General features: G+C 75.2%; 17 protein-coding genes. 7 read left to right on the top strand and 10 right to left on the bottom strand.

Annotated elements, in window-relative coordinates:
- Nucleotides 1–27 precede the first annotated feature (27 nt).
- Nucleotides 28–1,215, top strand: a complete 1,188-nt coding sequence (glgA, locus tag ABD080_RS11270; RefSeq protein ID WP_343904977.1) for a glycogen synthase — start codon at nucleotides 28–30, stop codon at nucleotides 1,213–1,215.
- Nucleotides 1,216–1,240: 25 nt separating this feature from the next.
- On the opposite strand, the gene ABD080_RS11265 is transcribed toward glgA, so the two are convergent.
- Nucleotides 1,241–2,029, bottom strand: a complete 789-nt coding sequence (locus ABD080_RS11265; protein WP_343904975.1) for a hypothetical protein — start codon at nucleotides 2,027–2,029, stop codon at nucleotides 1,241–1,243.
- Nucleotides 2,026–3,510, bottom strand: coding sequence for an RNB domain-containing ribonuclease (locus ABD080_RS11260; protein WP_343904973.1), 1,485 nt, complete (start codon nucleotides 3,508–3,510; stop codon nucleotides 2,026–2,028). The genes ABD080_RS11265 and ABD080_RS11260 overlap by 4 nt, the downstream gene beginning before the upstream one ends.
- A gap of 131 nt (nucleotides 3,511–3,641) precedes the next feature.
- Between ABD080_RS11260 and ABD080_RS11255 the strand changes: the two genes are divergently transcribed.
- Both ABD080_RS11255 and ABD080_RS11250 read left to right on the top strand, forming a co-directional pair.
- Nucleotides 3,642–4,463, top strand: a complete 822-nt coding sequence (locus ABD080_RS11255; protein WP_343904971.1) for an ABC transporter ATP-binding protein — start codon at nucleotides 3,642–3,644, stop codon at nucleotides 4,461–4,463.
- Nucleotides 4,464–4,545: 82 nt separating this feature from the next.
- Nucleotides 4,546–5,343, top strand: a complete 798-nt coding sequence (locus tag ABD080_RS11250; protein WP_343906086.1) for a TrmH family RNA methyltransferase — start codon at nucleotides 4,546–4,548, stop codon at nucleotides 5,341–5,343.
- A gap of 31 nt (nucleotides 5,344–5,374) precedes the next feature.
- Here ABD080_RS11250 and ABD080_RS11245 read toward each other — a convergent pair whose 3' ends face one another.
- Nucleotides 5,375–6,109, bottom strand: a complete 735-nt coding sequence (locus tag ABD080_RS11245) for an SDR family oxidoreductase (RefSeq protein WP_343904969.1) — start codon at nucleotides 6,107–6,109, stop codon at nucleotides 5,375–5,377.
- A 140-nt stretch (nucleotides 6,110–6,249) separates the two neighbouring features.
- Here ABD080_RS11245 and ABD080_RS11240 point away from each other — a divergent pair, with 140 nt between their 5' ends.
- A complete protein-coding gene (locus ABD080_RS11240) occupies nucleotides 6,250–7,134 on the top strand; it encodes a helix-turn-helix domain-containing protein (protein ID WP_343904967.1) in 885 nt (294 codons plus the stop codon).
- A 42-nt stretch (nucleotides 7,135–7,176) separates the two neighbouring features.
- Here ABD080_RS11240 and ABD080_RS11235 read toward each other — a convergent pair whose 3' ends face one another.
- From ABD080_RS11235 to ABD080_RS11215, 5 genes are all read right to left on the bottom strand, one after another.
- Nucleotides 7,177–7,863, bottom strand: coding sequence for a flavodoxin (locus tag ABD080_RS11235; RefSeq protein ID WP_343904965.1), 687 nt, complete (start codon nucleotides 7,861–7,863; stop codon nucleotides 7,177–7,179).
- Complete coding sequence (locus tag ABD080_RS11230; protein WP_343904963.1) at nucleotides 7,860–9,275, bottom strand: MFS transporter; 1,416 nt, start codon at nucleotides 9,273–9,275, stop codon at nucleotides 7,860–7,862. The genes ABD080_RS11235 and ABD080_RS11230 overlap by 4 nt, the downstream gene beginning before the upstream one ends.
- A 43-nt stretch (nucleotides 9,276–9,318) precedes the next feature.
- Nucleotides 9,319–10,518: an MFS transporter gene (locus ABD080_RS11225; RefSeq protein WP_343904961.1), complete on the bottom strand. Its 1,200-nt coding sequence runs from the start codon at nucleotides 10,516–10,518 to the stop codon at nucleotides 9,319–9,321.
- Nucleotides 10,519–10,613: 95 nt separating this feature from the next.
- Nucleotides 10,614–11,273: an HAD family hydrolase gene (locus ABD080_RS11220; RefSeq protein ID WP_343904959.1), complete on the bottom strand. Its 660-nt coding sequence runs from the start codon at nucleotides 11,271–11,273 to the stop codon at nucleotides 10,614–10,616.
- A 1-nt stretch (nucleotide 11,274) separates the two neighbouring features.
- On the bottom strand, nucleotides 11,275–12,018 hold the full coding sequence (locus ABD080_RS11215) for a methyltransferase domain-containing protein (protein ID WP_343904957.1): 744 nt from the start codon (nucleotides 12,016–12,018) through the stop codon (nucleotides 11,275–11,277).
- A gap of 515 nt (nucleotides 12,019–12,533) precedes the next feature.
- Between ABD080_RS11215 and ABD080_RS11210 the strand changes: the two genes are divergently transcribed.
- The 3 genes from ABD080_RS11210 to ABD080_RS11200 are packed head-to-tail and all read left to right on the top strand — an operon-like array spanning nucleotide 12,534 to nucleotide 18,837.
- Complete coding sequence (locus tag ABD080_RS11210; protein ID WP_343904955.1) at nucleotides 12,534–13,595, top strand: hypothetical protein; 1,062 nt, start codon at nucleotides 12,534–12,536, stop codon at nucleotides 13,593–13,595.
- Nucleotides 13,595–15,361, top strand: coding sequence for a DNA polymerase Y family protein (locus ABD080_RS11205; RefSeq protein ID WP_343904953.1), 1,767 nt, complete (start codon nucleotides 13,595–13,597; stop codon nucleotides 15,359–15,361). Before ABD080_RS11210 ends, ABD080_RS11205 begins: the two co-directional genes overlap by 1 nt.
- Before the next feature lie 29 nt (nucleotides 15,362–15,390).
- Nucleotides 15,391–18,837 carry an error-prone DNA polymerase gene (locus tag ABD080_RS11200; protein WP_343904951.1) on the top strand — a complete coding sequence of 1,149 codons (3,447 nt, stop codon included), beginning with the start codon at nucleotides 15,391–15,393 and terminating at the stop codon, nucleotides 18,835–18,837.
- 13 nt (nucleotides 18,838–18,850) lie between these two features.
- Here the strand turns inward: ABD080_RS11200 and ABD080_RS11195 are convergent, their stop codons facing one another.
- Together ABD080_RS11195 and ABD080_RS11190 are read right to left on the bottom strand one after the other, a co-directional pair.
- A complete protein-coding gene (locus ABD080_RS11195; RefSeq protein ID WP_343904949.1) occupies nucleotides 18,851–22,051 on the bottom strand; it encodes a YhgE/Pip family protein in 3,201 nt (1,066 codons plus the stop codon).
- Nucleotides 22,048–24,867, bottom strand: coding sequence for an MMPL family transporter (locus ABD080_RS11190; protein WP_343904947.1), 2,820 nt, complete (start codon nucleotides 24,865–24,867; stop codon nucleotides 22,048–22,050). Before ABD080_RS11190 ends, ABD080_RS11195 begins: the two co-directional genes overlap by 4 nt.
- Nucleotides 24,868–24,922: the final 55 nt, after the last annotated feature.

Below are 24,922 nucleotides of genomic sequence, written 5' to 3'. Positions count from 1 at the left end.
CGTAGGAAGCGGAAGAAGGAGGACCCCGTGCGCGTGGATCTGCTGACCAAGGAGTACCCGCCGGAGATCTACGGCGGCGCCGGTGTGCACGTCGCCGAGCTGACCCGGGTGCTCCGGCCCCAGATCGACGTGCAGGTGCGCGCCTTCGGGGAGGACCGGGACGAGCCCGGCACCCACTCCTACCGCGCCCCCGCGGAGCTCGCCCGGGCCAATGCCGCGCTCTCCACGATGGGCACGGACCTGCTGATCGCGCAGGACTGCGAGGGGGCGGACCTCGTGCACTCCCACACCTGGTACGCGAACTTCGCCGGCCACCTCGCATCGCTGCTGCACGGCATGCCGCATGTGCTCTCCGCCCATTCGCTGGAGCCGCTGCGGCCGTGGAAGGCGGAGCAGCTCGGCGGCGGCTACCGCCTGAGCTCCTTCGCCGAGCGCACCGCCTACGAGGCGGCCGCCGGGATCATCGCGGTCTCCGGCGGGATGCGCGCCGACATCCTGCGGGCCTACCCCTCGGTCGACCCGGCCCGCGTGCACGTCGTGCACAACGGCATCGACATCGACACCTGGTCCCCGAACCCGGAGACCTCGGCGCTCACCTCGCGGGGGATCGACCCGGAGGCGCCGACGATCGTGTTCGTCGGCCGGATCACCCGGCAGAAGGGCCTGCCGTACTTCCTGCGGGCCGTGCGCGAGCTGCCCCGCGAGATCCAGCTGGTGCTGTGCGCCGGCGCCCCGGACACCCCCGAGATCGCCGCCGAGGTCTCCGGCCTCGTCGAGGAGCTCGCCGCGGAGCGCGGCAACGTGCACCTCATCAGCGAGATGCTGCCCCGTCACGAGCTCACGCAGATCCTCACGCATGCGACGACCTTCGTGTGCCCCAGCATCTACGAGCCGCTCGGCATCGTGAACCTCGAGGCGATGGCCTGCGGGATCCCCGTCGTCGCCTCCGCGACCGGCGGCATCCCCGAGGTCGTCGTGGACGGCGAGACCGGCTACCTCGTCCCGCTCGACCAGGCCGAGGACGGCACCGGCACCCCGCTGCGTCCCGAGGAGTTCGTCGCGGACCTCGCCGCCGCCCTCGAGCGCATGGTCTCCGATCCGCAGCGCGCCCGGGCGATGGGGGAGGCCTCCCGGCGCCGCGCCGCGGAGCACTTCGCGTGGACCTCGATCGCGGAGCGCACCCTGGACGTGTACCGGGCGGTCCTCGAGGGCTGAGCGAGTCCGCGCCCGTCCCGCCGGATCAGCCCATCTCGGTGTGGACGACCCGCTCGACGGTCTCGACGAGCGCGGCCCGCGCCGTCTCCTGCAGGCGGGCGAGGATCTCGCGCCGCGCGAGGGCGTCGGAGAGCTGACGCGCCCCCGGATCCGGATCGGCGAGCTCGCCCTGCGCGAGCAGCAGCGTGCGACCGGCGAGGACGAGCAGGTGCGCCTGCGCCCCCTCGAGGTGCCGCGGCAGGCCGGTCGCCGTCCAGCCGGCGGGGATGCGGTCCGGGGGGACGGGCTCGTCCGGCACGATGTCGAGGTCCACGGTGCTGCGGGCCGCCTCCTGGAGGGCGGTGAGCAGCTCCGTGCGGGCGCGACCGGAGCTCGCCGGCGGCGGGACCTGCGCTCCCATCGGCGCCGCGAAGCGCTGCCAGGTCACCCGGGGCCCGCGCGGTCCCTCGGCGCGGTCCACGTCGATGCCCGGTACGAGGGTGTGGTCGGCTATCCCGGCGGCCGTGACGACGACGGCCTGCTCCGCGGCGAGCGCCGCCGCGATCGCCGGCGGCGGCCCCACGAGCCCCGCGAGGCGACCGGGGACGGGCAGCACGAGCCGCAGCTGCGCGAGCGGGAGCCGTCGCAGCCCGGTGAGCCAGGCGAAGAGGTCCTCGCCGCCGGGGACGGCGGTGCCGCCGGAGGCGCCGTGGGCGAGCTCCGCGGCGTCGTCGGGGCCGACGTCGCCGCGCAGGTACGCCGCCGCCCAGAGCATGAGCACGGCGCCGCGGGGGAGGGCGAGCAGGTCCCTGCCCGCGAGCGGGGAGTCGGTCATCCCTGCACCGCCTCGAGCACGAGGCTGTCGGCCGCATCCGCGGAGACGATCCGCACCCGCAGGGCGGAGCCCACCTCGGCCCGGGCCGGGACCCAGGCGGTGACCGGCGGGTCGAGGAGCTGGACCTCGACCCGGGCGGGCGTGCCCTCGTTGCCGTCCTTTGCGGGGGAGGCCTCGCGGCTGTCGATCACGGTCGCGTCGAGCTCCTCACCGGTCCAGGCGCGCAGAGCGGCGCTCTCGACGAGCGCGATGCCGCGCCGCTCGAGGTCCCCGGCCCGGCCGCCGGCGCTCCGCATCGCCTCGGGGATCTCGCCGAGCGCGGCGAGCAGCTCCGGGGCCGGCGCCTCACCGCGGGCGTGGGCGTGGCACACGAGCAGCACGAAGCGGTCCACGAGGCGGCGCAGGGGCGCGGTGGTGTGCGCGTAGGGGGCGGCGATCGCTGCCTGCGCCGGATCCTCGGGGACCTCCGCCGCGCTCGTGAAGGCCGCGTAGGACGCACCGCGGAACAGGGCCGTCGCCTGGTTCAGCAGGGCCAGGTGCCGGCCCTCCTGCCAGTCCAGCGTGCGCAGGAAGGCCCCGTAGCTCACGCCCTCCTCCCAGGGGACGCCGAGCGCCTCCGCCTGGCGACGGAAGCGCTCCACCGCGGCCGGCTCCGCGGGCGGCATGGTGCGCAGGATCCCGGACCCGCCGCGCAGCATGAGATCGGCCGCGGCCATACCGGTCATCAGCGAGATCTGGGCATTGGCGTCCTCGATCGGGGCGGGGCGGCGCCACACGAGCCGCACCTGGTCGCCGTCCTCGACGATCTCCTGCTCGGGCACGTTCAGGCTCGCGCCGCCGCGCTCGAGCTCCTGGCGGGCGCGCAGCGCACCGATCTCCTGGAGCAGCAGCATCTGCGGATGTCCCGTGCCGGCGTCGAGCTGCTCCTGCACGCCCGCGTAGTCGAGCTTCTCGGTGGAGCGCACGAGCGCGCGCTCGAGGTCCACGCCGGTGACGGCGCCGCTCGCGTCGAGGTCGAGGGTCCACACGAACGCCGGGGTCGTCTGCCCGGGCAGCAGGGACGCCGCCCCCTCGGAGAGCACCTCGGGGTGCAGGGGGATCCGGCGGTCGGGGAGGTAGACGGTCGCCCCGCGTCGACGGGCCTCGTGGTCGATCGGGCCGTCGAGGTCGACGAACCAGGGGACGTCGGCGATCGCGTAGAGCACGCGGAAGCCCTCGCCGTCGCGGCTGAGGTGCATCGCCTGGTCCAGGTCCGTGGAGGACGCGGGGTCGAGCGTCACGAAGGGCACGTCGGTGCGGTCCGCACGGTCGCCGCGGCCCGTCCGGGCCGCGGCGGCCTCCGCGGCCGCGAGGACCTCGGGCGGGAACGCGATCGGGAGGTCGTCGGCGGCGTCGGCGAGCAGGGCGTCGATGCCCGCGCGGATCTCCTCGGCGGCGACGGAGCCGCGCGGGGCGCGGAGGGTGAGCGGTCGGTGCGGCACGGGGACTCCTCGGGGTCGGTTCCGGGCCGCGCCAGTCTATGGCGGGGCGGGCGGGGAGCAGGGTGAGGCGGGCGCCCGGCACGGGCGGGTCGTGGGCCGTCGGTGCACCACCGGACGATAGGCTTGCGGCCATGGCTTTCCCCTCCGCTGACACAGCCGACACCGCCACCGCCGCCGCGTTCACGGACGTCGTCGTCCGCCGGGCGGGGCGCAACATCCTCGACGACGTGTCCCTGCAGATCTCCGAGGGGGACCGCTGGGCGGTGCTCGGGCCCAACGGCGCCGGCAAGTCCACGATGATCCGCCTGCTCTCGACGCGCCTGCACCCCACCTCCGGCACCGTCGACATCCTCGGCGAGCGCCTGGGCCGGGTCGACGTGTTCGAGCTGCGCACCCTGATCGGCCTCGCCTCCCAGGAGCTCGCGGACACGATCCCCGCGGACGAGACCGCGCTGGACGTCGTCGTCACCGCCGGCTACTCCGTGGTGGGCCGCTGGCGCGAGCAGTACGACGACCTCGACCTCGAGCGCGCCTCGACGCTGCTCGCCGCCTTCGGCGTGGGCCACCTCGAGAGGGCCCACTTCGGCACCCTCTCCACCGGCGAGCGCAAGCGCGTGCTCGCCGCCCGCGCGCTCATGACGGACCCCGAGCTGCTCCTGCTCGACGAGCCCGCCGCGGGCCTGGACCTCGGTGGCCGCGAGGCGCTCGTGCGCACCCTGGGCCGGCTCGCGAAGGACCCCGCGACCCCGGTGACCGTGCTCGTCACCCACCACGTCGAGGAGATCCCGCCGGGCTACACGCACGTGCTGCTGCTGCGCAAGGGCGGCGTCGTCGCCGCCGGGCCCATCGAGCAGACCCTCACCTCCCAGAACCTCACCGCGACCTTCGGCCTGCCGCTCGTCGTGGACCGGGTGGGCGAGCGCTACTTCGCGCGCTCCCTGGCCCTTGGCTGAGCGCGTGACGCCCGACGGAGCCGCCGCGCAGCTCGTCACCATCACCGATCTCGAGGACCCCGCCCTCGAGGACTACGTGCGGATGACGGACGTGCGCCTGCGCTCGCGCGTCGAGGTCGAGCGCGGCCTGTTCATGGCCGAGAGCTTCGAGGTCATCTCCCGGGCGCTCGACGCCGGCGCCGTGCCCCGCTCCTTCCTCATGAGCGAGAAGTGGATCGAGCGCTTCGCCCCGCTGTACGCCCGCTTCCCCCGCGTCCCCGTGTTCGTGGGGGAGGAGCCGCTGATCGAGCAGCTCACCGGCTTCCACCTGCACCGCGGGGCCCTCGCCGCCATGCAGCGGCCCGTGCTGCCCTCCGCGGCGGAGCTGCTCGAGGGCGCGCGCACCGTCGCGGTGCTCGAGGACATCGTGGACCACACGAACGTGGGCGCCATGTTCCGCTCCGCAGCCGCGCTCGGCGTCGACGCGGTGCTCGTGACCCCGCGCTGCGCGGACCCCCTGTACCGCCGCTCGATCCGCGTCTCCATGGGCACCGTCTTCCAGGTCCCGTGGACCCGGCTCGAGGCCTGGCCCCACGCCCCGCACCCGCCGGGCGTGCCCGCCCCCGCGGCCGGCGTGGACCTGCTGCACGAGTCCGGCTTCGACGTGCTCGCCCTCGCGCTGACCGATCAGGCGGTGCCGCTGGACGAGGTGGATCTCGGCCCGGACCGCAAGGTCGCCTTCGTGCTCGGCACCGAGGGGCACGGCCTGCAGCCCTCGACCCTCGCCGCCGTCGACCAGCACGTCATCATCCCGATGGCCGGGGGAGTGGACTCCCTCAACGTCGCCGCGGCGAGCGCCGTGGTGCTCTGGCAGCGACGGGCGATGCTCGGCGCGGGCTGATCGCCCGGGTCGACGAGGCGGCATCCAGCGCTCAGCCGAGCTGGTCGGCGGGGCGCAGGAGGACCTCGTTGATCACGAGGTGCCGGGGCCGGGCGAGCACGAAGGCGATGATCTCGGCGACCTCCGCCGGGGTGACCGTGGCCGCGTCGTAGCCCTTCTGCACGGCCTCGCGCGTGGCGTCGTCGGTGATGTGCGAGGCGAGGTCCGTGTCGACGACGCCGGGCTCGATGAGGGTGACGCGCACGTCCGGCAGCAGCTCCTGGCGCAGCGACTCCGACCATCCGTTGATGCCCCACTTCGTCGCCGCGTAGACGCCGTTGGTGGCGCGCGCGGTGCGACCGGCGACGGAGGAGATGTTGACGAGGTCGCCGCCGCCGTCACGGAGCTGCTCGAGGAACACCTCGGTCGCGGTGATCGCGCCGAGCAGGTTGGCCTCGATCATGGCGCGGTAGTCCTCGCGCCGCTCCGAGGAGAAGGGGCCCAGCAGCATGGTGCCCGCGTTGTTCATGAGGACGTCGGCCCCGCCCAGCTCCTCCTGCACGCGCGCCGCGGCGGCGACGAGGGCGTCGCGGTCGGTGACGTCCGCCTGGACGGCGATCGACCCGTTGTCGAGCTCGGCGGCGAGCGCCTCGATACGGTCCAGGCGCCGTGCCAGCAGCGCGATGCGGTATCCCTGCGCGGCGAGGGCACGCGCGGTCGCCGCGCCGATGCCGGAGGACGCGCCGGTGATCACGGCGACGCGGGAGGTGCTCTGCTTCTCGGCCATGGGTGGGTTCCTTCTTCTCTCGGATCACGGCGCCGAGGCGGTGGCACCGTGCACGATCTCCATGCGACCACCGCCCCGTGCACGGAAGAAGGCACTGGCAGTTCCTCCTTCATCCGATCGCGCGGGCATACCGTGAGGGCATGGAGCATCGCGACGAGGTATCGGACTTCCTGCGCACCAGGCGGGGCCGGATCACCCCGGACCAGGCCGGGATCATCGGCGGGGCACGACGCCGGGTGCCCGGGCTGCGCCGCGAGGAGCTCGCCATGCTCACCGGGGTGAGCGTCGAGTACTACGCGCGGATGGAGCGCGGCGACCTCCGCGGGGTCTCCGCCGAGGTGCTCGACGCGCTCGCCCGCGCGCTCCAGCTCGACGAGGCGGAGACTGATCATCTGAACGACCTGGCCGCGGCCGCCGGGCCGAGGCCACCGCGGCGACGCGGCGGCCGTCCCTCGCAGGCCGCCGCGCTGCCCCAGCTCCAGCGCTTCCTCGACGCCGTCACCGGGGCGCCGATGTGGGTGCGGGACCGGCGCCTGGACTTCGTCGCCGCGAACGCCCTGGGCAGGGCGCTGTACTCCCCGCTGCTCGAGGACGAGTCCGTGCGCGGCAACACCGCCCGCTTCACCTTCCTCAGCCCCGCCTCGCGGGTGTTCTTCCCGGACTGGGAGAAGAACGCGGACGGCATCGTGGCGACGCTGCGCACCTACGCCGGGCAGAACCCCCTGGACAAGGGGCTCACCGATCTCATCGGGGAGCTCGTCACCCGCAGCGACGAGTTCCGGGTCCGCTGGGCGAGGCACGACGTGCGCCACCACCGGGCGGGGGACAAGCGCCTCCACCATCCCGTCGTCGGCGATCTCGACCTGACCTACCAGGCGATGGAGTTCACCGCCCAGCCCGACTGGTTCATGTTCGCGTACTCCGCCGAGCCGGGTTCGGTCTCCGCGGAGAGGCTGAGCATGCTGGGCAGCGTCGCCCTCCCCGCGCACCTCCTCGGCGAGGACCCGCACCGCGCCGCTCGCTGAGCCGCGCCGCCCGTCGGCCCGCTCGGCCGGCACCGGACGGGCTCAAGCGAAGGTCGCCAGCCAGTCGGCGACGGCATCAGCGCTGTCGCGCGCCTCCTCGCCGCGGAGCGCGAGGCCGTCCTCCACCCGCGCCTCGGGGCACAGCTCCTCGTAGTCCGCGACCACGGATCCCTCACCCACCGCATACGTGAGGAAGGGACGGATCGTCATACCGGGGAGGCCGCCGGTCTGCTCGAGGAAGGTCCGCATGATCATCGGGGCCCGGGTGTTCCACACGGGGCTGCCGAGAAGGATCGTGTCGATGCCCTCCAGGGAGGGCAGGTCCCCGTCGATCGCGGGGCGCGCGTCCTCCTGCTGCTCCTGCTGGTTGCGGCGCACGGTCTCGTCGTAGGAGTCCGGATAGGGATCGGCGGCGAGGATCTCGTGGACCCGGCAGGGGAGGCGTTCCGCGATCATCTCGGCGATGACCTGGGTGTTGCCGATCTCGAGGTCCCGTCTCCCGCCCTCCCAGTAGTTCTCCCCGGCCCTCGAGAAGTACACCAGCAGGGTGGTGGGGGCGGTGGCGGGTCCGGTGGTCACGGGCACGGTCTGCTCCTCCGGGGTGGTGGGGGTCGACGTCGATCCGGGGTCGGGACGCGAGCAGGCGGCGAGGGCCGGGCCGGCGGCCAGGGCGATCGCTCCGGCCCGTCCCATGGCGCCGAGCAGCCCCCGGCGCGCGAGCCCGCTCATGACTCCGCCGTCGCCCGGCGGGCACGGATCTGGGCGGGGATGACGGCCACGAGGACCACGACCACCGCGACGGCGAGCATGACCGCGCCGCCCCGGTAGGCGTCCACGACCCGCTGCGTCGGTGTGCTCGCCCCGGCGGCGACCGCGGTGAGCACGGCGACACCGAGCGTGCTGCCCAGCTGGTGGGCGGTGTTGACGAGGCCGGAGGCGGCGCCGGCGTCCTCGGGCAGGGCGCCGGCGACACCGGCGGAGGTGAGCGGGCCGAAGGTCAGCCCCTGCCCGGCCCCCAGCAGCACCAGCGGACCCACGACGCCGACCACGAAGGGGACGTCGGCCGAGATCAGGCTGATCCAGATCATCCCCGCGAGCACCAGGCCCAGACCGGCTCCGATCAGCGGTGCCCCGCCGATCCGGCGGCTCAGGGTCGGCACGAGCAGGGAGACGGCGAACTGCACGACCGTCATCGGCAGGAAGCCGAGCCCGGCCTGCAGCGGCGTCCAGCCGTAGACCTCCTGGAAGAACTGCGTCGTGAAGAAGAAGAACGCGATCATCGTGCCGGCGAACAGCAGCCGGGCGACGGCGGCGCCGCTGCGCTCCGCGCTCGCGAACAGCCGCAGCGGCATGATCGGCTGGGCGGCCCGACGCTGGTCGACCACGAAGAGCGCGATGACGAGGACGCCGACGACGATCGGCCAGATCGTCAGCGGATCGCCCCAGCCGCGCTCACCGCCCTGGATGATCCCGTAGACGAAGGCCCCCATGCCGAGGGTCGAGGCGAACGCGCCCACGAGGTCGAAGCGTCCGCTCGCGGGGCGGGTGGCGGGCAGGTACCGCAGGGCGAGGAGGAGCATCACCAGGGCGATCGGGACGTTGATGAAGAACCCGGCGCGCCAGGACACCCAGGACGCCAGCGCGCCGCCCACCACGAGCCCCAGGCTCGCCCCCAGACCCGCCGTGGTGCCGTAGGCGGCCGTGGCGCGGGTGCGCTCCGGACCGGCAGGGAAGGAGGAGGTGAGCAGGGCGAGGGAGGTCGGGGCGACGATCGCCGCGCCGATGCCCTGGAGGGCACGGGCGGCGATGATCCAGGCGCCGTTCGGGGCGGTGCCCACCAGCAGGGAGGCCACGCCGAAGACCACGAGGCCCACGCTGAAGACCCGGCGCCGGCCCAGCAGGTCACCGGTGCGCGCGCCGAGCAGGAGCAGCCCGCCGAAGACGAGTGTGTAGGCGTTCTGCGCCCAGGCGAGGCCCGCGGGGGAGAGCTGCAGCTCGGCCCGGATCTGGGGCAGGCCGGTGAAGATGATCGAGTTGTCCAGGACGATCATGAAGTAGCTGACCAGCACGATGGCGAGGATCATGCCGGTGTGGCGCGGGGTGCTCCCGGCGTCTGCCGGGGCGGTGCGGAGCGATGTCATGGTCCCATCGGACCGCGTTCCGCGGCGCGGCGGGAGGACCCGCTCATCCACCTACTGGCAGTTGGTCCTTCGCGGCGCGCCGTCCCGCGGAACGCCGCGCGAGGTGCACCAGGGCGAGCCCCAGCAGGGTGAGCACGGCGCAGCCGAGGAAGATGCCCCGCTGGCCGAGCGGCGAGAGCGCGCCCAGGGCGATGATCGGACCGGAGACGATCGCGCCGAGGCGCCGTGTGTTCATGAACAGTCCGGTGGACAGTCCCGCCCCGGGGATGAGGTCCTGGAAGAGTGCCAGCCCGATCCCGCCGATCGCCGCGAAGCACACGGCGTTGAGGACCTGCAGGAGCAGCAGGGCGACGGGGCCGGTGGCGAGGGCGAGGCCCAGGTAGTAGGCGATGCCGGCGACGGCGCCGACTGCCACGAGGGTGAGGTGGGGGACCTTGTCGCCCAGGCGCCCGATGATCATGAGCGCCGGCACCTCGAGCGCGGCGGCGACGCCGAGGACGATCCCGCCCCAGAGCACCGCGAGGCCGATCGTCTGTGTCACGTAGATCGCCATGAACGTCATCGCGGTCGCGTTGGTGGCCTGGAACAGCACGAAGGCGGCGACGACGAGCACCGTCCCGGTCCGGCTCCCGGGCGGCAGGGACTCGCGGGGGCGCGCGGCCTCGGGCCGCTCCGACGCGGCGCGGCGGTGGCGCGACATCATCGCGGCGGTCGTGGCGATGTTCAGCAGCGCGATGACGACGATCGCGGCGAGGATGCCGCGGCCGCCGGCCCAGCCGATGATCGCGGTGGCGAGCGGCGGCCCGCCCATCCAGGCGGCGGAGATGATCGCGCGGGTGTCGACGATGCTCGAGGTGGCGGTGCCGGCGGAGCGCAGGTGGGCGAAGAGCATCGTCGTGCCCAGGCCCGCGGGCCCGCCGAGCACCACGAGCGCGACCGTCGCCCAGGGCAGGGAGGTCACCGCGGCGAGCGCGCCGGCCAGGGCGATGGTGAGCACGCCGCAGGCGAGCAGCACCTGCAGGTAGGAGCGGTGCCTGTCCGCCCAGGCGGGGATCAGCAGCGAGGCGAGGAACCCGCCGGTGTTGTAGATCGCGAGGCTCCAGCCGATGTCCGTGGTCGAGGCCCCGTAGAGCGTGGACAGGATGAGGGCGAGGGCGGGGCTCAGGAGGGCGATCTGCAGGCCCCAGAGCAGGGCCGAGGCGGGGATCAGGAGCCGTGAGGGGCGGGCGGGGGCTCCGGTCATCGGGCGCTTCCTCCGTGGTGCTCTCGTGCGGGGTGCACGGCGCGTCCGTGCGCCCCGCCACGCTAGGAGAGGGGCGCACGGGGAGGGAGGAACTGTCAGTGCACCGTTCCGGGCCGGTGCGCGCCGGCCGGCAGCAGGTCGAGCAGCGCGGCGAGGGTCGGCGCCTGGAGGGTGGGCGGCGCGGCGTGCGGCCAGGGGCGGCCGCGGCTCACCCATCCGGTGCGCAGCCCTGCCGCGGCGCCGCCGCGGATGTCGGCCTCGGGATGGTCGCCGATCATCCAGGTGTCGGGGTCCGACGGCGCCTGCGCGAGCGCGGCGGCGAAGATCGCCGGGTCCGGCTTCGCCGCGCCGACCTCCTCGGAGATCACGACCGCGTCGAGCAGCGCCGCGAGCCCGGTGCGCTCGAGCTTCGCCCGCTGCTGCCGCCCTGTCCCGTTGCTGAGCACCGTCAGCCGCACCCCCTGCCCCTGCAGCCGTCGCAGGTGGGCGAGCACCGCGGGGGAGCAGGTCACGTGCTCGACGTGCTCCATCAGGAGGCGCTGCTCGAGGTCACCCGGTGCGGCGCGGGGGAGCAGGCGCTCCGCGATCCGCGTGGCGAGCTCACGGCGCGGGGTGAGGCCGTCGGCGTCGGCGCGGAGCAGCCAGGCGAGGTCCTCGGGACCGCCGCCGGCCTCGGCGACCAGTCCCGCGGCCCAGCTGGCGAAGGCCCGCTCGCGGTCCACGAGGGTGTTGTCGAGGTCGAGCAGCAGGTGCACGTCAGCGGCGCCGGGCGAGCAGGCTGATCGCGTTGGGCAGGCGCCCGTCCCAGGCGGCGGCGGGCTCCTCGTCCTGCGGCATCCAGAACGGCTCGGGATGCTCGGCGAGATGCAGCAGCTCGAAGCCGGCCCCGGTGATCGTCATGACGAGCTCGGCGAGGGTGCGCTGATGCTCGGTCGCCCCGAGGGCGGGGAAGCTGTCGTTGACGTGACTGCGGGCGAAGTAGCCGCGGTCGCGCCGCACGCGGGCGTCGTGGGCGTCCCACTCCCACAGCGGCACCAGCGGGTGTGCCTCGTAGACGAAGAGGTGCCCTCCGGGCCGCAGCACCCGGTGCATCTCGGCGGCCCAGGCGGCGAGGTCCTCGATCCAGATGAGCGCGCCCTTGCCGGTGTAGACGAGGTCCTGCGTGCCCTCCGCGAGCCCGGTGGCCGGCAGCTCGACCTCCTCGTAGCGGCAGGGCCGGTCCAGCTCCTCCGCCCGTCGGCGCGCCGCGGAGACCGCGGTGGGGCTGTAGTCCAGGCCCAGCACCTCCTGCGCGCCGAGCGCGACGAGGCCGTGGTCGTCGATGCCGTGGCCGCTCTGCGGGTGCAGCACGCGGGCACCGTCCACGAGGGGCGCGAGCAGCTGCTCCTCGAGCGGGAGCAGGCGCGCGGTGCGGGCCTCGTCGAGCAGCTCCGCGTACTCCCGCACATGCTTCTGCGAGGCCTGCTCCCAGGCGTGGCGGGTGTCCTCGTACGTGCTCATGCCCTGATCCTCGTCCATGCCGCGAGCCGGCGCGAGCGGGTTTCCGTGCCGAGGGCCGGAAGGCGCCGCGGCACCGGGGCGCCGCGGGGCCTGGTCCCATCGCACCCCGCACGTGCTCACCGCGAGTCCCGTGCCGCTCGGACGGGCCGCGGTCGTCGACCGGCGCGAGGGCTGAGACCGCTCGAGGCGAAGGGCCTGTGCGAATTTTTCGGCACATCATGTACATGATGTGCGCCGTTCTCTGAACAGCATCAGTGCCCGGCTGCCCGTCCGCCCGGATGCCGTCCGCACGCCGGCCCGGATGCCGTCCGCCCGGCTGCCCGTCCGTCCGACGACCGGTCGGCTCCGCACCTCCTCCGCTCCATCCGTCGCACCCTCCTGCGAGGCTTCGCACGGTTGTTCGAAGCATCACCCTGCACACCTTGAGACCCCCATCCGACGCGCGTATCGTTCGAACATCAGTTCGAGTCGCGTCGTGGTCGGCGCCGAGAGGAAGGCAGGAGACGGAGGTGGTCATGTCCCTGGTGGTCCGGCGCCCGGCGTCCGGCACGGTCTCCGGATCGGTGTCCGGCGCAGTCTCCGGATCGGCGTCCGGCACGGAGCGCGCGGCGGAGGCCGAGCGTGATGCCGGCACCCCGCACGAGGACCGGCTGGCCCGGGCCCGCGCTGCCCTCGGCGCGGCCGAGCGCAGCGCCGCCCGCTGGGGCGGCCGGCTGGACCGCACGGCCCTGCGCAGCATCGGCGGCGACCCCGCCGGCGCCCCGCGCATGCGAGCCGTGCCCGCCGGCCCGGAGCGCACCGCGGATCCCGACCGGACCGCCCCCGCCACGGAGCCGGCCCTCGAGCCGCTCGCCGACGGCACCCGCCTCCCGGTCCCGGCCCCGCTCGCGGGCCTGTTCCCCCGCACCGGCCTGCGCGCCGGCAGTGCGGTCGCGGTGGACGGCGCGGCGACGACCTCGCTCCTGCTCTCCCTCGCGGTCGCCGCCGCCGGCCAGGATGCCTGGTGCGCGATCGCCGGTATGCCGGACCTCGGCCTGCGCGCCGCGATCGACGCCGGCCTGGACCCCGCCCGCCTCGCGCTCGCCCCGACCCCCGGCGAGCAGGCCCCGCAGGTGCTCTCCGCCCTGGCCGACGGCATCGGAGTGCTCGTGCTGGGCCCCGACCTCGTCCTCGCCCCGGCCCTCTGGCGGAGCCTCCTGGGCCGCGCCCGGGCGGCGGACACGCTCGTGCTCGCGGCCCGCCCGCCGGGCCGCGCCGACCTCGCCCTCACCGCCGCGACGCTCGGCTGGCAGGGCCTCGGTGCCGGCACCGGCCGCCTGCGCCGGCGGCGCCTCGCGGTGACCTCCGCCGGGCGGGGCCTCGCGGGGGAGCACCGCGTCGAGGTGCTGCTGCCCGAGGTGGGCGGGATGATCGGCGTGGCCCCACCGGCGCGCCGGGAGCAGGCCGCCCTCCGGGAGCAGGGCGTCCTCGGGACGGTCCCCGCGGAGGTCGCCGCCACCGCGGTGCCCACGACGGCAGTGCCCCCGACGGAGGCGCCCGCGCCCCGACCGCTGCACGCCGCGCGGAGGGCCGGCTGATGGGCGCACCCACCCGCACCGTCGCCGTCCGCGTCCCGCAGTGGCCGCTCATGGCCGCGCTGGACCGCCACCAGCGGCGCGCGGAGGCCGACGCCCGCGCCCAGGCCCCCGGCTCCCGGGACGGCGGCGGCGAGGGCGGGGGAGGACGCGACACCCGGGGCGCGGAGCCCTCCGCCCCCGTGGACCCGCTGCAGGACCCGGTGCTGCTGCTGGAGAACCACCGCGTCGTCGAGGTCACCGCCGCCGCCCTGCAGGCGGGGGCCCGGCCCGGCCAGACCCGCCGCGCGGCCCGCGCCGCCTGCCCCGAGGCGCTCGTGCTCGAGGCCGACCGCGAGAGCGAGTCCGGCCTGTTCGAGCTCGTCGCCGCCGCCGTGGACACGGTCGCCGCGGGCGTGGACGTGCTGCGCCCGGGCACGCTGCTCATGGCCGCCCGCGGCCCGGCCCGCCACCACGGCGGGGAGGAGCAGCTCGCCGAGCGGATCCTCGACGCCGTCGCGGACCACACCGGCTGGGAGGCCGCCGTGGGTGTGGCCGACGGCCCCTTCGCGGCCCTGCTCGCCGCCGGGGCCGGACGGATCGTGCGCCCCGGCCGCAGCGCCGACTACCTCGCCCCGCACCCGGTCGCCGCCCTCCGCCACGCCCCCGTCGGCCCCGGCTGGGGGCACCGCGGTCAGCCCTCCGCGACCCGCCCCGAGAAGAAGCTCGACCTCGCCGAGACGGTGGACCTGCTCCAGCGCCTGGGCATCGCGACCCTCGGCGACCTCGCCGCGCTGCCCTCCGCCTCCGTGGCGGACCGGTTCGGCCCCGACGTCGCGGAGCTGCACCTGCTGGCCCGCGGCGAGGAGCCCGCGCCCCCGGCGGCGCACCATCCCGCCCAGCCGGTGCTCGCCGAGACGGTGCTGGACCCGCCGCTGGTGCGCACCGACCAGGCGGCCTTCGTCGCCCGCCCGCTCGCCGAGCAGCTGCACGAGCAGCTCGTGAGCCGCGGGCTGGTGTGCACGCGCCTGCGGATCGTGGCCCGCACCGAGGGCGGCGAGGAGATGGAGCGCACCTGGCGGCACGACGGCGCGCTGACCGTCGCGGACGTCGTGGACCGCATCCGCTGGCAGTGCGACGGCTGGATCACCCGGGCCCGCCTGGGCGGTCCCGCGACCGGCGCGATCGTGCGGATCGGACTGCACCCCGCGCAGCTCGCCCCGGCGGGGGAGAGCGCCCCGGCGCTGTGGGGCGGCGCGGGGGAGTCCGCGCAGCGGGCGGCCCGGGCCCTGGCCCGCGCCCAGGGCCTCGCGGGGGAGGACGCGGTGCTCGTGCCGGCGCTCGTGGGCGGGCGCCTGCTGGCCCGCGAGCTGACCGCGGTGCCGTGGCGCAGCGAGCGCCCCGACCCGCAGCCCGGCCCGTGGCCCGGGGCCCTGCCGCGCCCGGTGCCGGCGACCGTGTTCCGCCACCCGCCGCCGGTGGCGCTGCTGGACGCCGGCGGCGCGCCCGTCGTCGTCACCGCGCGCGGGCTGCTCAGCGCCGCCCCCGCGCAGCTGCGCGTGGTCGCGCCCGGCGTGCCCGCCCTGGACCGGATGGGGCTGCGGGCGGGGACGGCCCTCACGGTGCTCGCCCACGGCGCGCCGACGGTGCTCGACGAGCGCTGGTGGGCGACCGACGGCGACCGCGCCGCCCGCCTGCCGCTCGTGGTGCGCGGCACGCAGGACGAGGAGACGGCCCTGCTCACCCTGTCCCGCACGGGGCAGTGGGGGGTCGAGGGCATCTACGACTAGCAGCAGGACGATCAGGGAGGAGGGCTCCGATGGCGCGATGGTTCCTGGGGCCGCCCGCGTGGAAGGACCTCGAGGCGATCCTCTCGGACCGCCCCGCGGCGGTGGTGTCCCCGCCGATCACCGTGGAGCACACGGGCAGGCGCAGCACGCCGCACCGGCCGGCGACGATCGTCCCCTACGCGGAGCTGCACGCCCACTCGCACTTCAGCTTCCTCGACGGCGCCTCCGCCCCGGAGGACATGGCGCGCCACGCCGCGGCGCTCGGCCTCGAGGCGATCGGACTCGTGGACCACGACGGCCTCTACGGGGTGGTCCGCTTCGCGAAGGCCGCCGCGGAGGAGGGCGTGGCGACCGTGATCGGCGCGGAGCTGACCCTCGGCCTCGAGCCCGGGGCGGAGGTCGCCACGGCCACCCCCGTGCGCTCGGCGCCGCGCACCGGGGTGCCGGACCCGGACGGCGAGCACGTGCTCGTGCTCGTGCGGGACGCGGAGGGCTACGCGCAGCTCTCCGCGGCGATCGCCCGCGCCCACCTCGACTCGGGGGAGAAGGGCGTGCCCCGCTACCGCCTCGCCGACCTCTCCCGCACCGCCCGGGAGGGGCACTGGCTGATCCTCACCGGCTGCCGCAAGGGCGCCGTGACGCGCGCCGTCGCCCCGCACCTCGCGGCCGGGGACCTCGAGGCGGCCGCGCACGCCGCCGCGGACGGGATCGGCCGGCTCGTGGACCTCTTCGGCGCGGGGAACGTCGCCGTCGAGCTCGTGGCGGGCGGCGGGGGAGAGGCGGACGAGCTGCACGACGCGCTCGCCCAGGGAGCGCGGATGGTCCGCGAGTCCCACGGCCTGGACACGGTGAGCCTGCCGCTCGTGGCGACCTCGAACGCGCACTACGCGACCCCGTCGGACAAGCGCCTCGCCGACGCCCACGCCGCCCTCCGCGCCGCGATGCCGCTGTCCCGCGCGGATCCGCACCTCCCCGGGCACCTGCGCCACCTGCGCAGCGGTGAGGAGATGGCGCAGCTGCTGCCCCGCTACCCCGACGCGATCGAGGCGGCCGCACGGATCGGCCGGGACCAGGCGCTGGACCTGCGGCTGATCGCCCCGTCGCTGCCGCCGTTCCCGGTGCCCGCGGGGCACGACGAGGCGAGCTGGCTCGTGGAGCTCGTGGAGCAGGAGGGCCGCGAGCGGTACGGGCCGCGCCCCGCCGCGGGCCGCCCCGAGCGGGTGCCCGGCGCGTGGGCGCAGATCGACCACGAGCTGAAGGTCATCACCGACCTCACCTTCCCCGGCTACTTCCTCATCGTCCACGACCTCGTCGCCTTCTGCCGCCGCGAGGGGATCCTCTGCCAGGGCCGCGGATCCGCCGCGAACAGCGCCGTCTGCTACGCGCTCGGGATCACGGCGGTCGAGCCCGTCGGCCACCACCTGCTGTTCGAGCGCTTCCTCGCACCCGAGCGGGACGGCCCGCCGGACATCGACATCGACATCGCCTCGGACCGCCGCGAGGAGGTCATCCAGTACGTCTACGGCCGCTACGGGCGGGAGAACGCCGCCCAGGTCGCCAACGTCATCACCTACCGGGCGAAGCTCGCGGTGCGGGACGCGGCGCGGGCGCTCGGCCACGACCCCGGCGCGCAGGACGCCTTCGCACGCCGCATCGAGCGCTCCTTCTCCTCGCTCGCGGAGGCGGAGATCCCCGAGGACGTCGTCTCCCTCGCCCAGCAGCTGCGGGACGCGCCCCGCCACCTCGGCATCCACTCCGGCGGCATGGTCCTGTGCGACCGGCCGGTGATCGAGGTGTGCCCCGTGCAGTGGGCGGCGATGGCGGACCGCTCGGTGCTGCAGTGGGACAAGGACGACTGCGCCGACGCCGGGCTCGTGAAGTTCGACCTGCTGGGCCTCGGCATGCTCACCGCGATCGACCACGCCCTGAGGATCGTCGCCGAGCACCACGACCAGCACTTCGAGCTGCGCACCCTGCCGCAGGAGGACCCGGCCGTCTACGACATGCTGTGCGCGGGGGACAGCGTGGGCGTCTTCCAGGTCGAGTCCCGCGCCCAGATCTCGACCCTGCCGCGGCTGCGACCGCGGGAGTTCTACGACCTCGTCGTCGAGGTCGCGCTGATCCGGCCCGGCCCCATCCAGGGCGGCAGCGTCCACCCCTACCTGCGCCGCCGCACCGGGGAGGAGGAGGTCACCTTCCTGCACCCGCTGCTGGAGAAGTCGCTCGGACGCACCCTCGGCATCCCCCTGTTCCAGGAGCAGCTCATGCAGATGGTCGTCGACGTCGCGGACTTCACCCCCGCCCAGGCGGACCAGCTGCGCCGCGCCATGGGCTCCAAGCGCTCCACGCAGAGGATGATGGAGCTCTCCGACGCCCTGTACGCCGGCATGGCCCGGCACGGCATCACGGGGGAGGACGCGGACGCCGTGCACCGCAAGCTGCTCGCCTTCGCGAACTACGGCTTCCCGGAGTCCCACGCCTACTCCTTCGCGTACCTCGTCTACGCGAGCTGCTACCTCAAGTGCCACTACCCGGCGGCGTTCACGGCGGCGCTGCTGCGCTCCCAGCCGATGGGCTTCTACTCCCCGCAGTCGCTCGTCGCCGACGCCCGCCGCCACGGCGTGCTCACGCTCGGCCCGGACGTGCAGGTCTCCGGCGCCCTCACCGACCTGGAGACGGGGGAGGGGCATCACGGCTACCGCGTCCCCTCGGACGAGGAGCTCGCCGCGGGAGCGGCCCGCCCGCAGGTGCAGGGTGAGGGAGCGGCGCAGGGGCCGGCGATCCGCCTGGGCCTGGACCAGGTGCGCACGATCTCCACCACGACGGCCCAGCGGATCGTCGAGGCGCGGGAGCGGGACGGCGCCTTCACCTCCGTCCCGGACCTCGCCCGGCGGGTGCGGCTCACGGCCCGCCAGCTCGAGGCGCTCGCGACGGCCGGGGCGCTCGACGGGCTCGCCCCGTCCCGTCGGCAGGCCCTGTGGTCCGCGGGCGCCGCCGCCCAGGAGACGCCGGGCACGCTGCCGCACCTCGCGGTGGGCGCGGAGGCGCCGATGCTGCCGGGGATGAGCGACGCGGAGCTCGCCGCGGCGGACGCCTGGGCCACCGGCATCACGCCGGGGGAGCATCCGATGGCGCTCGTGCGCGCGGGCCTCGAGGAGGCGGGGGTGCTCACGATCCGCGGGACCCGGGACGCGGCCGACGGCAGCCGCATCCGGGTGGGCGGAGTCATCACCCACAAGCAGCGCCCGATGACCGCGAGCGGCGTCACCTTCCTCAGCCTCGAGGACGAGACCGGGATCCTCAACGTCGTCTGCTCGGTGGGGTTCTGGACCCGGCACCGGGCGCTGCTGCGCAGCTCCCGCGCGGTCGTGCTGCGCGGCATCGTCGAGAACGCGACGGGCGCCGTCGACCTCGTGGCCGACGACGCCCAGCCGCTGCAGGTCTCCGCAGCGACCCCCTCCCGCGACTTCCGCTGAGCGGGCCCGCCGCTCAGGCGGGCAGCGGCTCCGCGCCCACCACCTCGCGCGGGTGGCGGCCGTCGGCCCGGCGCGCCCCGCGGGAGGCGAGCAGGGTCACCACGAGGGACGCGGCGGTCACCACGAGGGTCAGGCCGAGCGTGCCGCTCGTCGAGACGAGCGACCCGCCGAGAGCCGCGTGCACGAGGCCCTGGGCGACGATCGTCATCGGCAGGCCGCCGCTGACGGCCTGCAGCAGCGGGGGAGCGGTCTGCAGCGGCAGGATCCCCACGAGCGCGACGACCTGCAGCACGAGCAGCAGCACCGAGACGATGCGGCCCATGCGGTCCCCGAGCAGCGTCAGCAGCGCCTGGTGCAGGGCGGCGTACATGACCGCCGCGCCGAGCGCCACGAGCCCCACGGCGAGCGGGGAGACCGGGGCGATGCCGATCGCGGTGAGCACCGCGAGCACGGCGACCGCCTGGGCGACGCCGAGGGCGACGGCCGGGGCGAGGGAGCGCAGGGCCACCCGCCACATGGGCATCGCCCGATCCAGCAGGCGCTTCTGCAGCGCGGGCAGGAGCAGGAAGGCCGCGAAGGCGCCGAGCCACAGCGCGAGCGCCACGACGAAGGGGAAGATCGCGGTCTCCGCGCCGTCCGCCTCGTTCCAGCGGGTCACGTCCGTGGTGACCGGCTCCGAGCCCTGGGCGCTCATCCGGTCCCGCTCCGCCTGACTGTAGGAGGGGACCTGGTCGGCGCCCTCCTGGAGGCCGTCGGCCAGCTGCGAGGAGCCGTCCGCCAGCTGGGAGGAGCCGTCGGCGAGCTGGTCCGTGCCGTCGGCGAGGTCCCCGGTGCCGTCGGCCAGCTGGGAGGAGCCGTCCGCGAGCTGGTCCGCGCCGGTCCCGAGCTCCGTCGCGCCGTCGGCCAGCTGCGAGGAGCCGTCCGCGAGCCGGCCGGCACCGGCCGCGCTGGACCGGGTGCCGTCGGCGAGCTCGGTGAGGCCGCCGGAGAGCTGGCCGGCGCCGTCGGCGGACTGCCGGGTGCCGTCGGCCAGCTGCGAGGAGCCGTCCGCGAGCTGGGTCGCCCCGTCCGCGCTCGAGCGGGCGCCGTCGGCGAGCTGCGAGGAGCCGTCGGCGAGCTGGGTCGCGCCGTCGGCGCTCGAGCGGGTGCCGTCGGCCACCTGGGAGGCGCCGTCGGCGAGGTCGGAGGCGCCGTCGGCGGACTGCCGGGTGCCGTCGGCGAGATCGGAGGCGCCGCCGGCGAGCTGGTCCACGCCGTCGGCGTAGTCGTGCAGGCCGGAGGCGAGGGAGGTGACGCCTTCCTCGAGCTGGGTGGCGCCGTCCGCGCTCGCGCGGGCCCCCTCGGCGAGGGAGTCCGCGCCGCCGACGAGGCCCGGGTTCTCCTGCGTCCCGTCGCCGTCGAAGGCGGTGGCGAGGCCGTCGGCGTACTGCTGGACGCCCTCGGCGCCCTGCACGAGGCCGGGCTGCTCGTCGGTGCCGGTGAGGCCGTCGGCGAGCTGCTGCGCGCCGTCGGCGAGGCCCGTGGTGCCGTCGGAGACGCCGCGGGCACCCTCGGCCACCTGGGCGGTGCCGTCGACGAGGCCGTCCTCCCCGTCGCCGCCGTTCAGGCCCTGGTCCACGCCCTGCGCGTAGGCGAGGTTCCCCTCGGCCTGCGAGCACAGGGTCTCGTCGACCTGATCGCCCTCGCACACCGCGTCGCGGAGGGCCTGGGCGTTCTCGACCATGCCGGGCGATCCGTCGCCGCCGCCGATCGAGCCGGCGAGCTGCGACGCGCCGTCGGCGACCTGCTCGGCGCCGTCCGCGACCTGGCCGGAGCCGTCGACGAGGCCCGGCTCGTCACCCGATCCGGTGACGCCGTCGGCGAGCTCCTGGGCTCCGTCGCCGAGCTCCTGGGCGCCGTCGGCGACGCCCTGCGCGGTGGTGGACAGGCCCGGGTTCGCGTCGCTGCCGTCGCCCGTGAGGGCACCCTCGGCCTTCTTCACACCGTCCGCGTAGTCCTCGAGGCCGGTTGCGAGCTGGTCCGCGCCGGAGGCGAGACCGGGATTCTCGGCCGTGCCGTCGCCCGTGACGCCCGCGGCGAGCTGATCGGCGCCGTCGAGCAGTCCGGGGGAGTCGTCGGTGCCGTGCATGCCGGCCTTCAGCGCGGCGGCGCCGTCGGAGAGGTCGCTGCTGCCGGTCGCGAGCTGGTCGAGGCCCGTGGCGAGGTCGGAGGTGCCGTCGGCGACGGAGTCGCTGCCGTCGGCAAGCTGATCCAGCCCGGTCGCGAGATCGGAGGAGCCGGTGGCGAGGCCGTCGCTGCCGTCGGCCAGGCTGCCGAGGCCGGTCGCGAGATCGGAGTTGCCGTCGGCGACGCCCGCGCTGCCGGTCGCGAGCTGGTCCAGGCCCACGGCGAGATCGGAGCCGCCCTGGGCGGCGCCGTCCGCGCCGGTGGCGAGCTGGTCGAGGCCGCTCGCGAGCTGCGCGTTGCCGTCGGCGGCCTGCTGGGCGCCGTCGGCGAGGCTCCACACGCCTCCCGCGAACTGCTGGGAGCCGTCCGCCGCCTGCTGGGCGCCCTCGGCGAGCTGCCCGGCGCCGTCGGCGGTCTGCTGCACGCCGTCGTCGAGCTGGGAGGCGCCGTCGGAGAGCTCGGAGGCGCCGTCCGCGGACTCCTGGAATCCGCTCTTGAGGTCGCCGAAGCCCACGTAGAGGCCGTCGAGGTACTGGCTCGTCATCTCGCCGCCCATCGAGCTCGCGGCGGCCGAGGAGACGGCGGTCGCGATGAGGGAGTTCAGCGCGGTGTTCGCGTCGTTGGTGGTGACCTCGACGATCGCGGGGACCGCGTCGGTGGTGCCGATCGAGGTGAGCTTCTTCGAGAAGTCCTTCGGGAGGGTGATCACGGCCGCGTACTCGCCCGAGCGCAGGCCCGCCTCGGCGTCGTCGGCGTCGGTGAGCTGCCAGTCGAAGCCGGTGGTGCCGAGCCCGGAGGCGGCCGCGTCGTCGTCCGACTCTGCGGTGCCGGGCTGGGTGAGCGCCCCGGCGAGGGAGCGGCCGAGCGGCACGGTCTGGGTCTTCCCGTCGACGGTCATCTCCGCGCCCTCGTCGAGGTTGACGACGGCGGCGGGGACGGTGTCGATGCGGTCCACGCGCCCGCTGAGGGCCCACAGGCCCACGCCGGCGACGAGCACGGGCAGCAGCAGGATCACGATGAGGGTGCGGGGGTGGCGCAGCCGGTTCATGCGAGGGCTCCTTCGGCGGCGGGGGCGGTGGTGTCGGTGCGGTGGGTGCCGGTGTCGGCGCTCCGACCCGGTGCGGCGGTGGGGCGGACGGTGAGGGCGAGCAGCCGGCCGGGGTCGCGGAGCATGTCGTGGAGGTGGTGCTCGATCGGCACCGCGTCCTCGCCCTCGGCGCCCACGAGGAACGTCACGCCCGCGTCGAGCAGCGTGTCGATCCGGGCCGCGACGGCCTCGGGGTCACGGTCGAGGGCCCGCTCGAGGTCGGTCGCGTCCTCGAGGACCACGAGCCGCTGGTCGAGATGGCGGCCGGAGACCTCGGCGAGGCGGGCCGTGACGTCGGCGCCCGCGGCGAGATGGTGGACGCGGGACTGGATCGCGCCGAGGTCGTCCGGAGCGAGGCGGTCGTGCACCGCGAGGATGCCCGTGCTCGGCACGGCGCGGCCGGCGGCGAGCGCGAGGAAGGTGTCGCGGGCGGGTGCGCCCTGGGAGCGCACCACGAGCAGCCGGCCGGGGAGCACGGAGCCGGTGAGCGGGCCCAGCTCCCCGCGCGCACCGATGAGCGGGGCGACGGCGTCCTGGAGGCGGAGGGCGGCCTCGCCGTGCTCCGCGGTCCAGCGGCGGTGCTCGAGGACGGCCGCGAGGCCCTCGCCCTCGACGTCGACGGTGGGCAGGATCCGGTCCAGCCACCGCGGAAGCCACCAGGCGTGGCGGCCCAGCAGGGCGAGCACGGCGGGGACGAGGGTCATGCGCACCACGAAGGCATCGACGAGCACGCCCACGGCGAGCCCGATCGCGATGGGCTGCAGCATGAACCAGCCCGCGGTCACGAAGCCCGAGAACACGGCGGTCATGATGAGCGCCGCCGCGACGACGACGGGGGCGCTGCCGGTGAAGCCGCGCTCGATGGAGCGGCGGGCGTCGCCGGAGTGCACGAACTCCTCGCGCATGCGGGTCACGAGGAACATCTCGTAGTCCATGGCGAGGCCGAAGAGCACGCCCATCACCATGATCGGCATGAAGGCGACGACGGGGCCGTTGACGGAGACGTTCAGCGGCCCGTTGAACCAGCCGTACTCGAAGACCATCGCGGTCACGCCGAAGGCCGCGCCCACCGAGAGCAGGTAGCCCAGCGATGCCTTGATCGGGACCCACACGGAGCGGAACACGAGCGCGAGCAGGATCAGCGAGAAGCCGACGACGAAGATCGCGAAGGGGATCAGCGCCCCGGAGAGCTTCTCGGTGATGTCGATGCCGACGGCGGTCGCGCCGGTGACGATGACGTCGGAGACGCCGAGCTCGTCCTCCCAGCCGGCGGCGTGGTCGCGCAGGTCGGCGACGAGCTCCTTGGTGCTGTCGTCCGTCGGACCGCCCTCGGGGATGACCGTGACGACGGCGAGGTCGGCGCCGCGGTTGGGGGTGGCGATCTGGATCGACTCGACGTGGGGGAGGGCTTCGATGTCCTTCTCGAGGGAGTCGACGGTGGCGAGCGGGTCGGTGGTGTTGATGATGTCGGCGGTGACGAGCAGCGGGCCGTTGTAGCCGGGACCGAAGGTCTCCGCGACGAGGTCGTAAGTGTCGCGGGCGTCGGTGCCGGGCTGCTCGGTGCCGAGGTCCGGCAGGGCGAGCGCGAGGTCCTTCGCGGGGATGGCGAGCGCGCCGATGCCGAGCACGACGACGACGATCGTGAGGGCGGGGACGCGTGTCGCCAGGCGCACCCAGGCGAGGCCGATCCCGCGCTTGGGGGCGTCGTGCCGGGCGATCTCCTCCTCGGGCAGCACGCCGCCGTGATCCGCCATGAGCCGTCGCACGCGGCGCGGGCGGAGCCGCTCGCCGAGGATGCCCATGATCGCGGGCAGCAGGGTCAGGGCGACGACGACGCTCAGGGCGACGGTGCCGGCGGCCGCGATGCCCATGACGGTGAGGAAGGGGATGCCGGTGACGAAGAGGCCCACGAGGGCGACGATGACGGTGAGGCCCGCGAAGATCACGGCGCTGCCGGAGGTCGCGATCGCGGCGCCCACGGACTCGCGCACGTCGTCGCCGCGGGAGAGCTGGTCGCGGTGGCGGGAGAGGATGAACAGGGCGTAGTCGATGCCGACCGCGAGGCCGAGCATCGCGCCGAGGGAGGTCGTGACCGAGGGGATCTCGATGCCCGCGGCGAGCGCCATGACGGCCATCATCGAGATGCCGACGCCCGTGACGGCCGTGACGATGGGGATGACGGCGGGGACGAGTGAGCGGAAGACGATCGCGAGGATGATCAGTGCGATGACCAGCCCGATGATCTCCCCGGCGCCGAAGGGGATCTCCGAGCTCTGCAGGAACTGACCGCCCACGTGGGCCTCGAGGCCGGTCTCCCCGCCGCTCTCGACGATGTCGGTGATCTTCTCGACGGAGGACTCGGGGAAGTCGCCCACCAGGCCGTCCATCTGGAACTGGCCCATGAGCGCGGTGTCGTCGTCGTTCCGGGTGCCGGGGGAGTCCTCGTCGAAGGGGTCGGAGGAGACGGCGACCCCCTCGACGTCGCCGATCTGCTCCATGACGCGCTGGATGCGCGCCTCGTGGTCGTCGACCGTGGAACCGTCCTCGGCGACGAAGACGACCTCGCCGGCTACACCGCTCATCTCGGGGAACCGGGTGGAGAGCTGGTCGATGCCGCGCTGGGCGTCGGTGCCGGGGATCTGGAACTCGGTGGAGAAGGCGCCCCCGAGGCCGACGGCGAGACCGCCCACGGCGATCATCAGGACCGCCCAGACGGCGACGACCTTCCAGCGGGCGGCGGCCATGGCGCGGCCGAGGCGGTAGAGCGACGAGGACACGGGACCTCCGGGGCGGGGGCAGGGCGATGGGCACGGGCACGTCTCAGCTCAGCCG

The sequence above is a fragment of the Brachybacterium rhamnosum genome, from assembly GCF_039526185.1.
Taxonomy (GTDB): Bacteria; Actinomycetota; Actinomycetes; order Actinomycetales; family Dermabacteraceae; genus Brachybacterium; species Brachybacterium rhamnosum.
Note: the sequence above shows the minus strand (reverse complement) of the source record. Positions and strands in the feature narration are given on the sequence as shown.

Bases quoted from the DNA above. Each gene is read 5' to 3' on its own strand.
- ABD080_RS11265 (WP_343904975.1), bottom strand. From the start codon at position 2,029: ATGACCGACTCCCCGCTCGCGGGCAGGGACCTGCTCGCCCTCCCCCGC.
- ABD080_RS11255 (WP_343904971.1), top strand. From the start codon at position 3,642: ATGGCTTTCCCCTCCGCTGACACAGCCGACACCGCCACCGCCGCCGCG.
- ABD080_RS11250 (WP_343906086.1), top strand. From the start codon at position 4,546: ATGACGGACGTGCGCCTGCGCTCGCGCGTCGAGGTCGAGCGCGGCCTG.
- ABD080_RS11245 (WP_343904969.1), bottom strand. From the start codon at position 6,109: ATGGCCGAGAAGCAGAGCACCTCCCGCGTCGCCGTGATCACCGGCGCG.
- ABD080_RS11240 (WP_343904967.1), top strand. From the start codon at position 6,250: ATGGAGCATCGCGACGAGGTATCGGACTTCCTGCGCACCAGGCGGGGC.
- ABD080_RS11235 (WP_343904965.1), bottom strand. From the start codon at position 7,863: ATGAGCGGGCTCGCGCGCCGGGGGCTGCTCGGCGCCATGGGACGGGCC.
- ABD080_RS11230 (WP_343904963.1), bottom strand. From the start codon at position 9,275: ATGACATCGCTCCGCACCGCCCCGGCAGACGCCGGGAGCACCCCGCGC.
- ABD080_RS11225 (WP_343904961.1), bottom strand. From the start codon at position 10,518: ATGACCGGAGCCCCCGCCCGCCCCTCACGGCTCCTGATCCCCGCCTCG.
- ABD080_RS11215 (WP_343904957.1), bottom strand. From the start codon at position 12,018: ATGAGCACGTACGAGGACACCCGCCACGCCTGGGAGCAGGCCTCGCAG.
- ABD080_RS11210 (WP_343904955.1), top strand. From the start codon at position 12,534: ATGTCCCTGGTGGTCCGGCGCCCGGCGTCCGGCACGGTCTCCGGATCG.
- ABD080_RS11205 (WP_343904953.1), top strand. From the start codon at position 13,595: ATGGGCGCACCCACCCGCACCGTCGCCGTCCGCGTCCCGCAGTGGCCG.
- ABD080_RS11200 (WP_343904951.1), top strand. From the start codon at position 15,391: ATGGCGCGATGGTTCCTGGGGCCGCCCGCGTGGAAGGACCTCGAGGCG.
- ABD080_RS11195 (WP_343904949.1), bottom strand. From the start codon at position 22,051: ATGAACCGGCTGCGCCACCCCCGCACCCTCATCGTGATCCTGCTGCTG.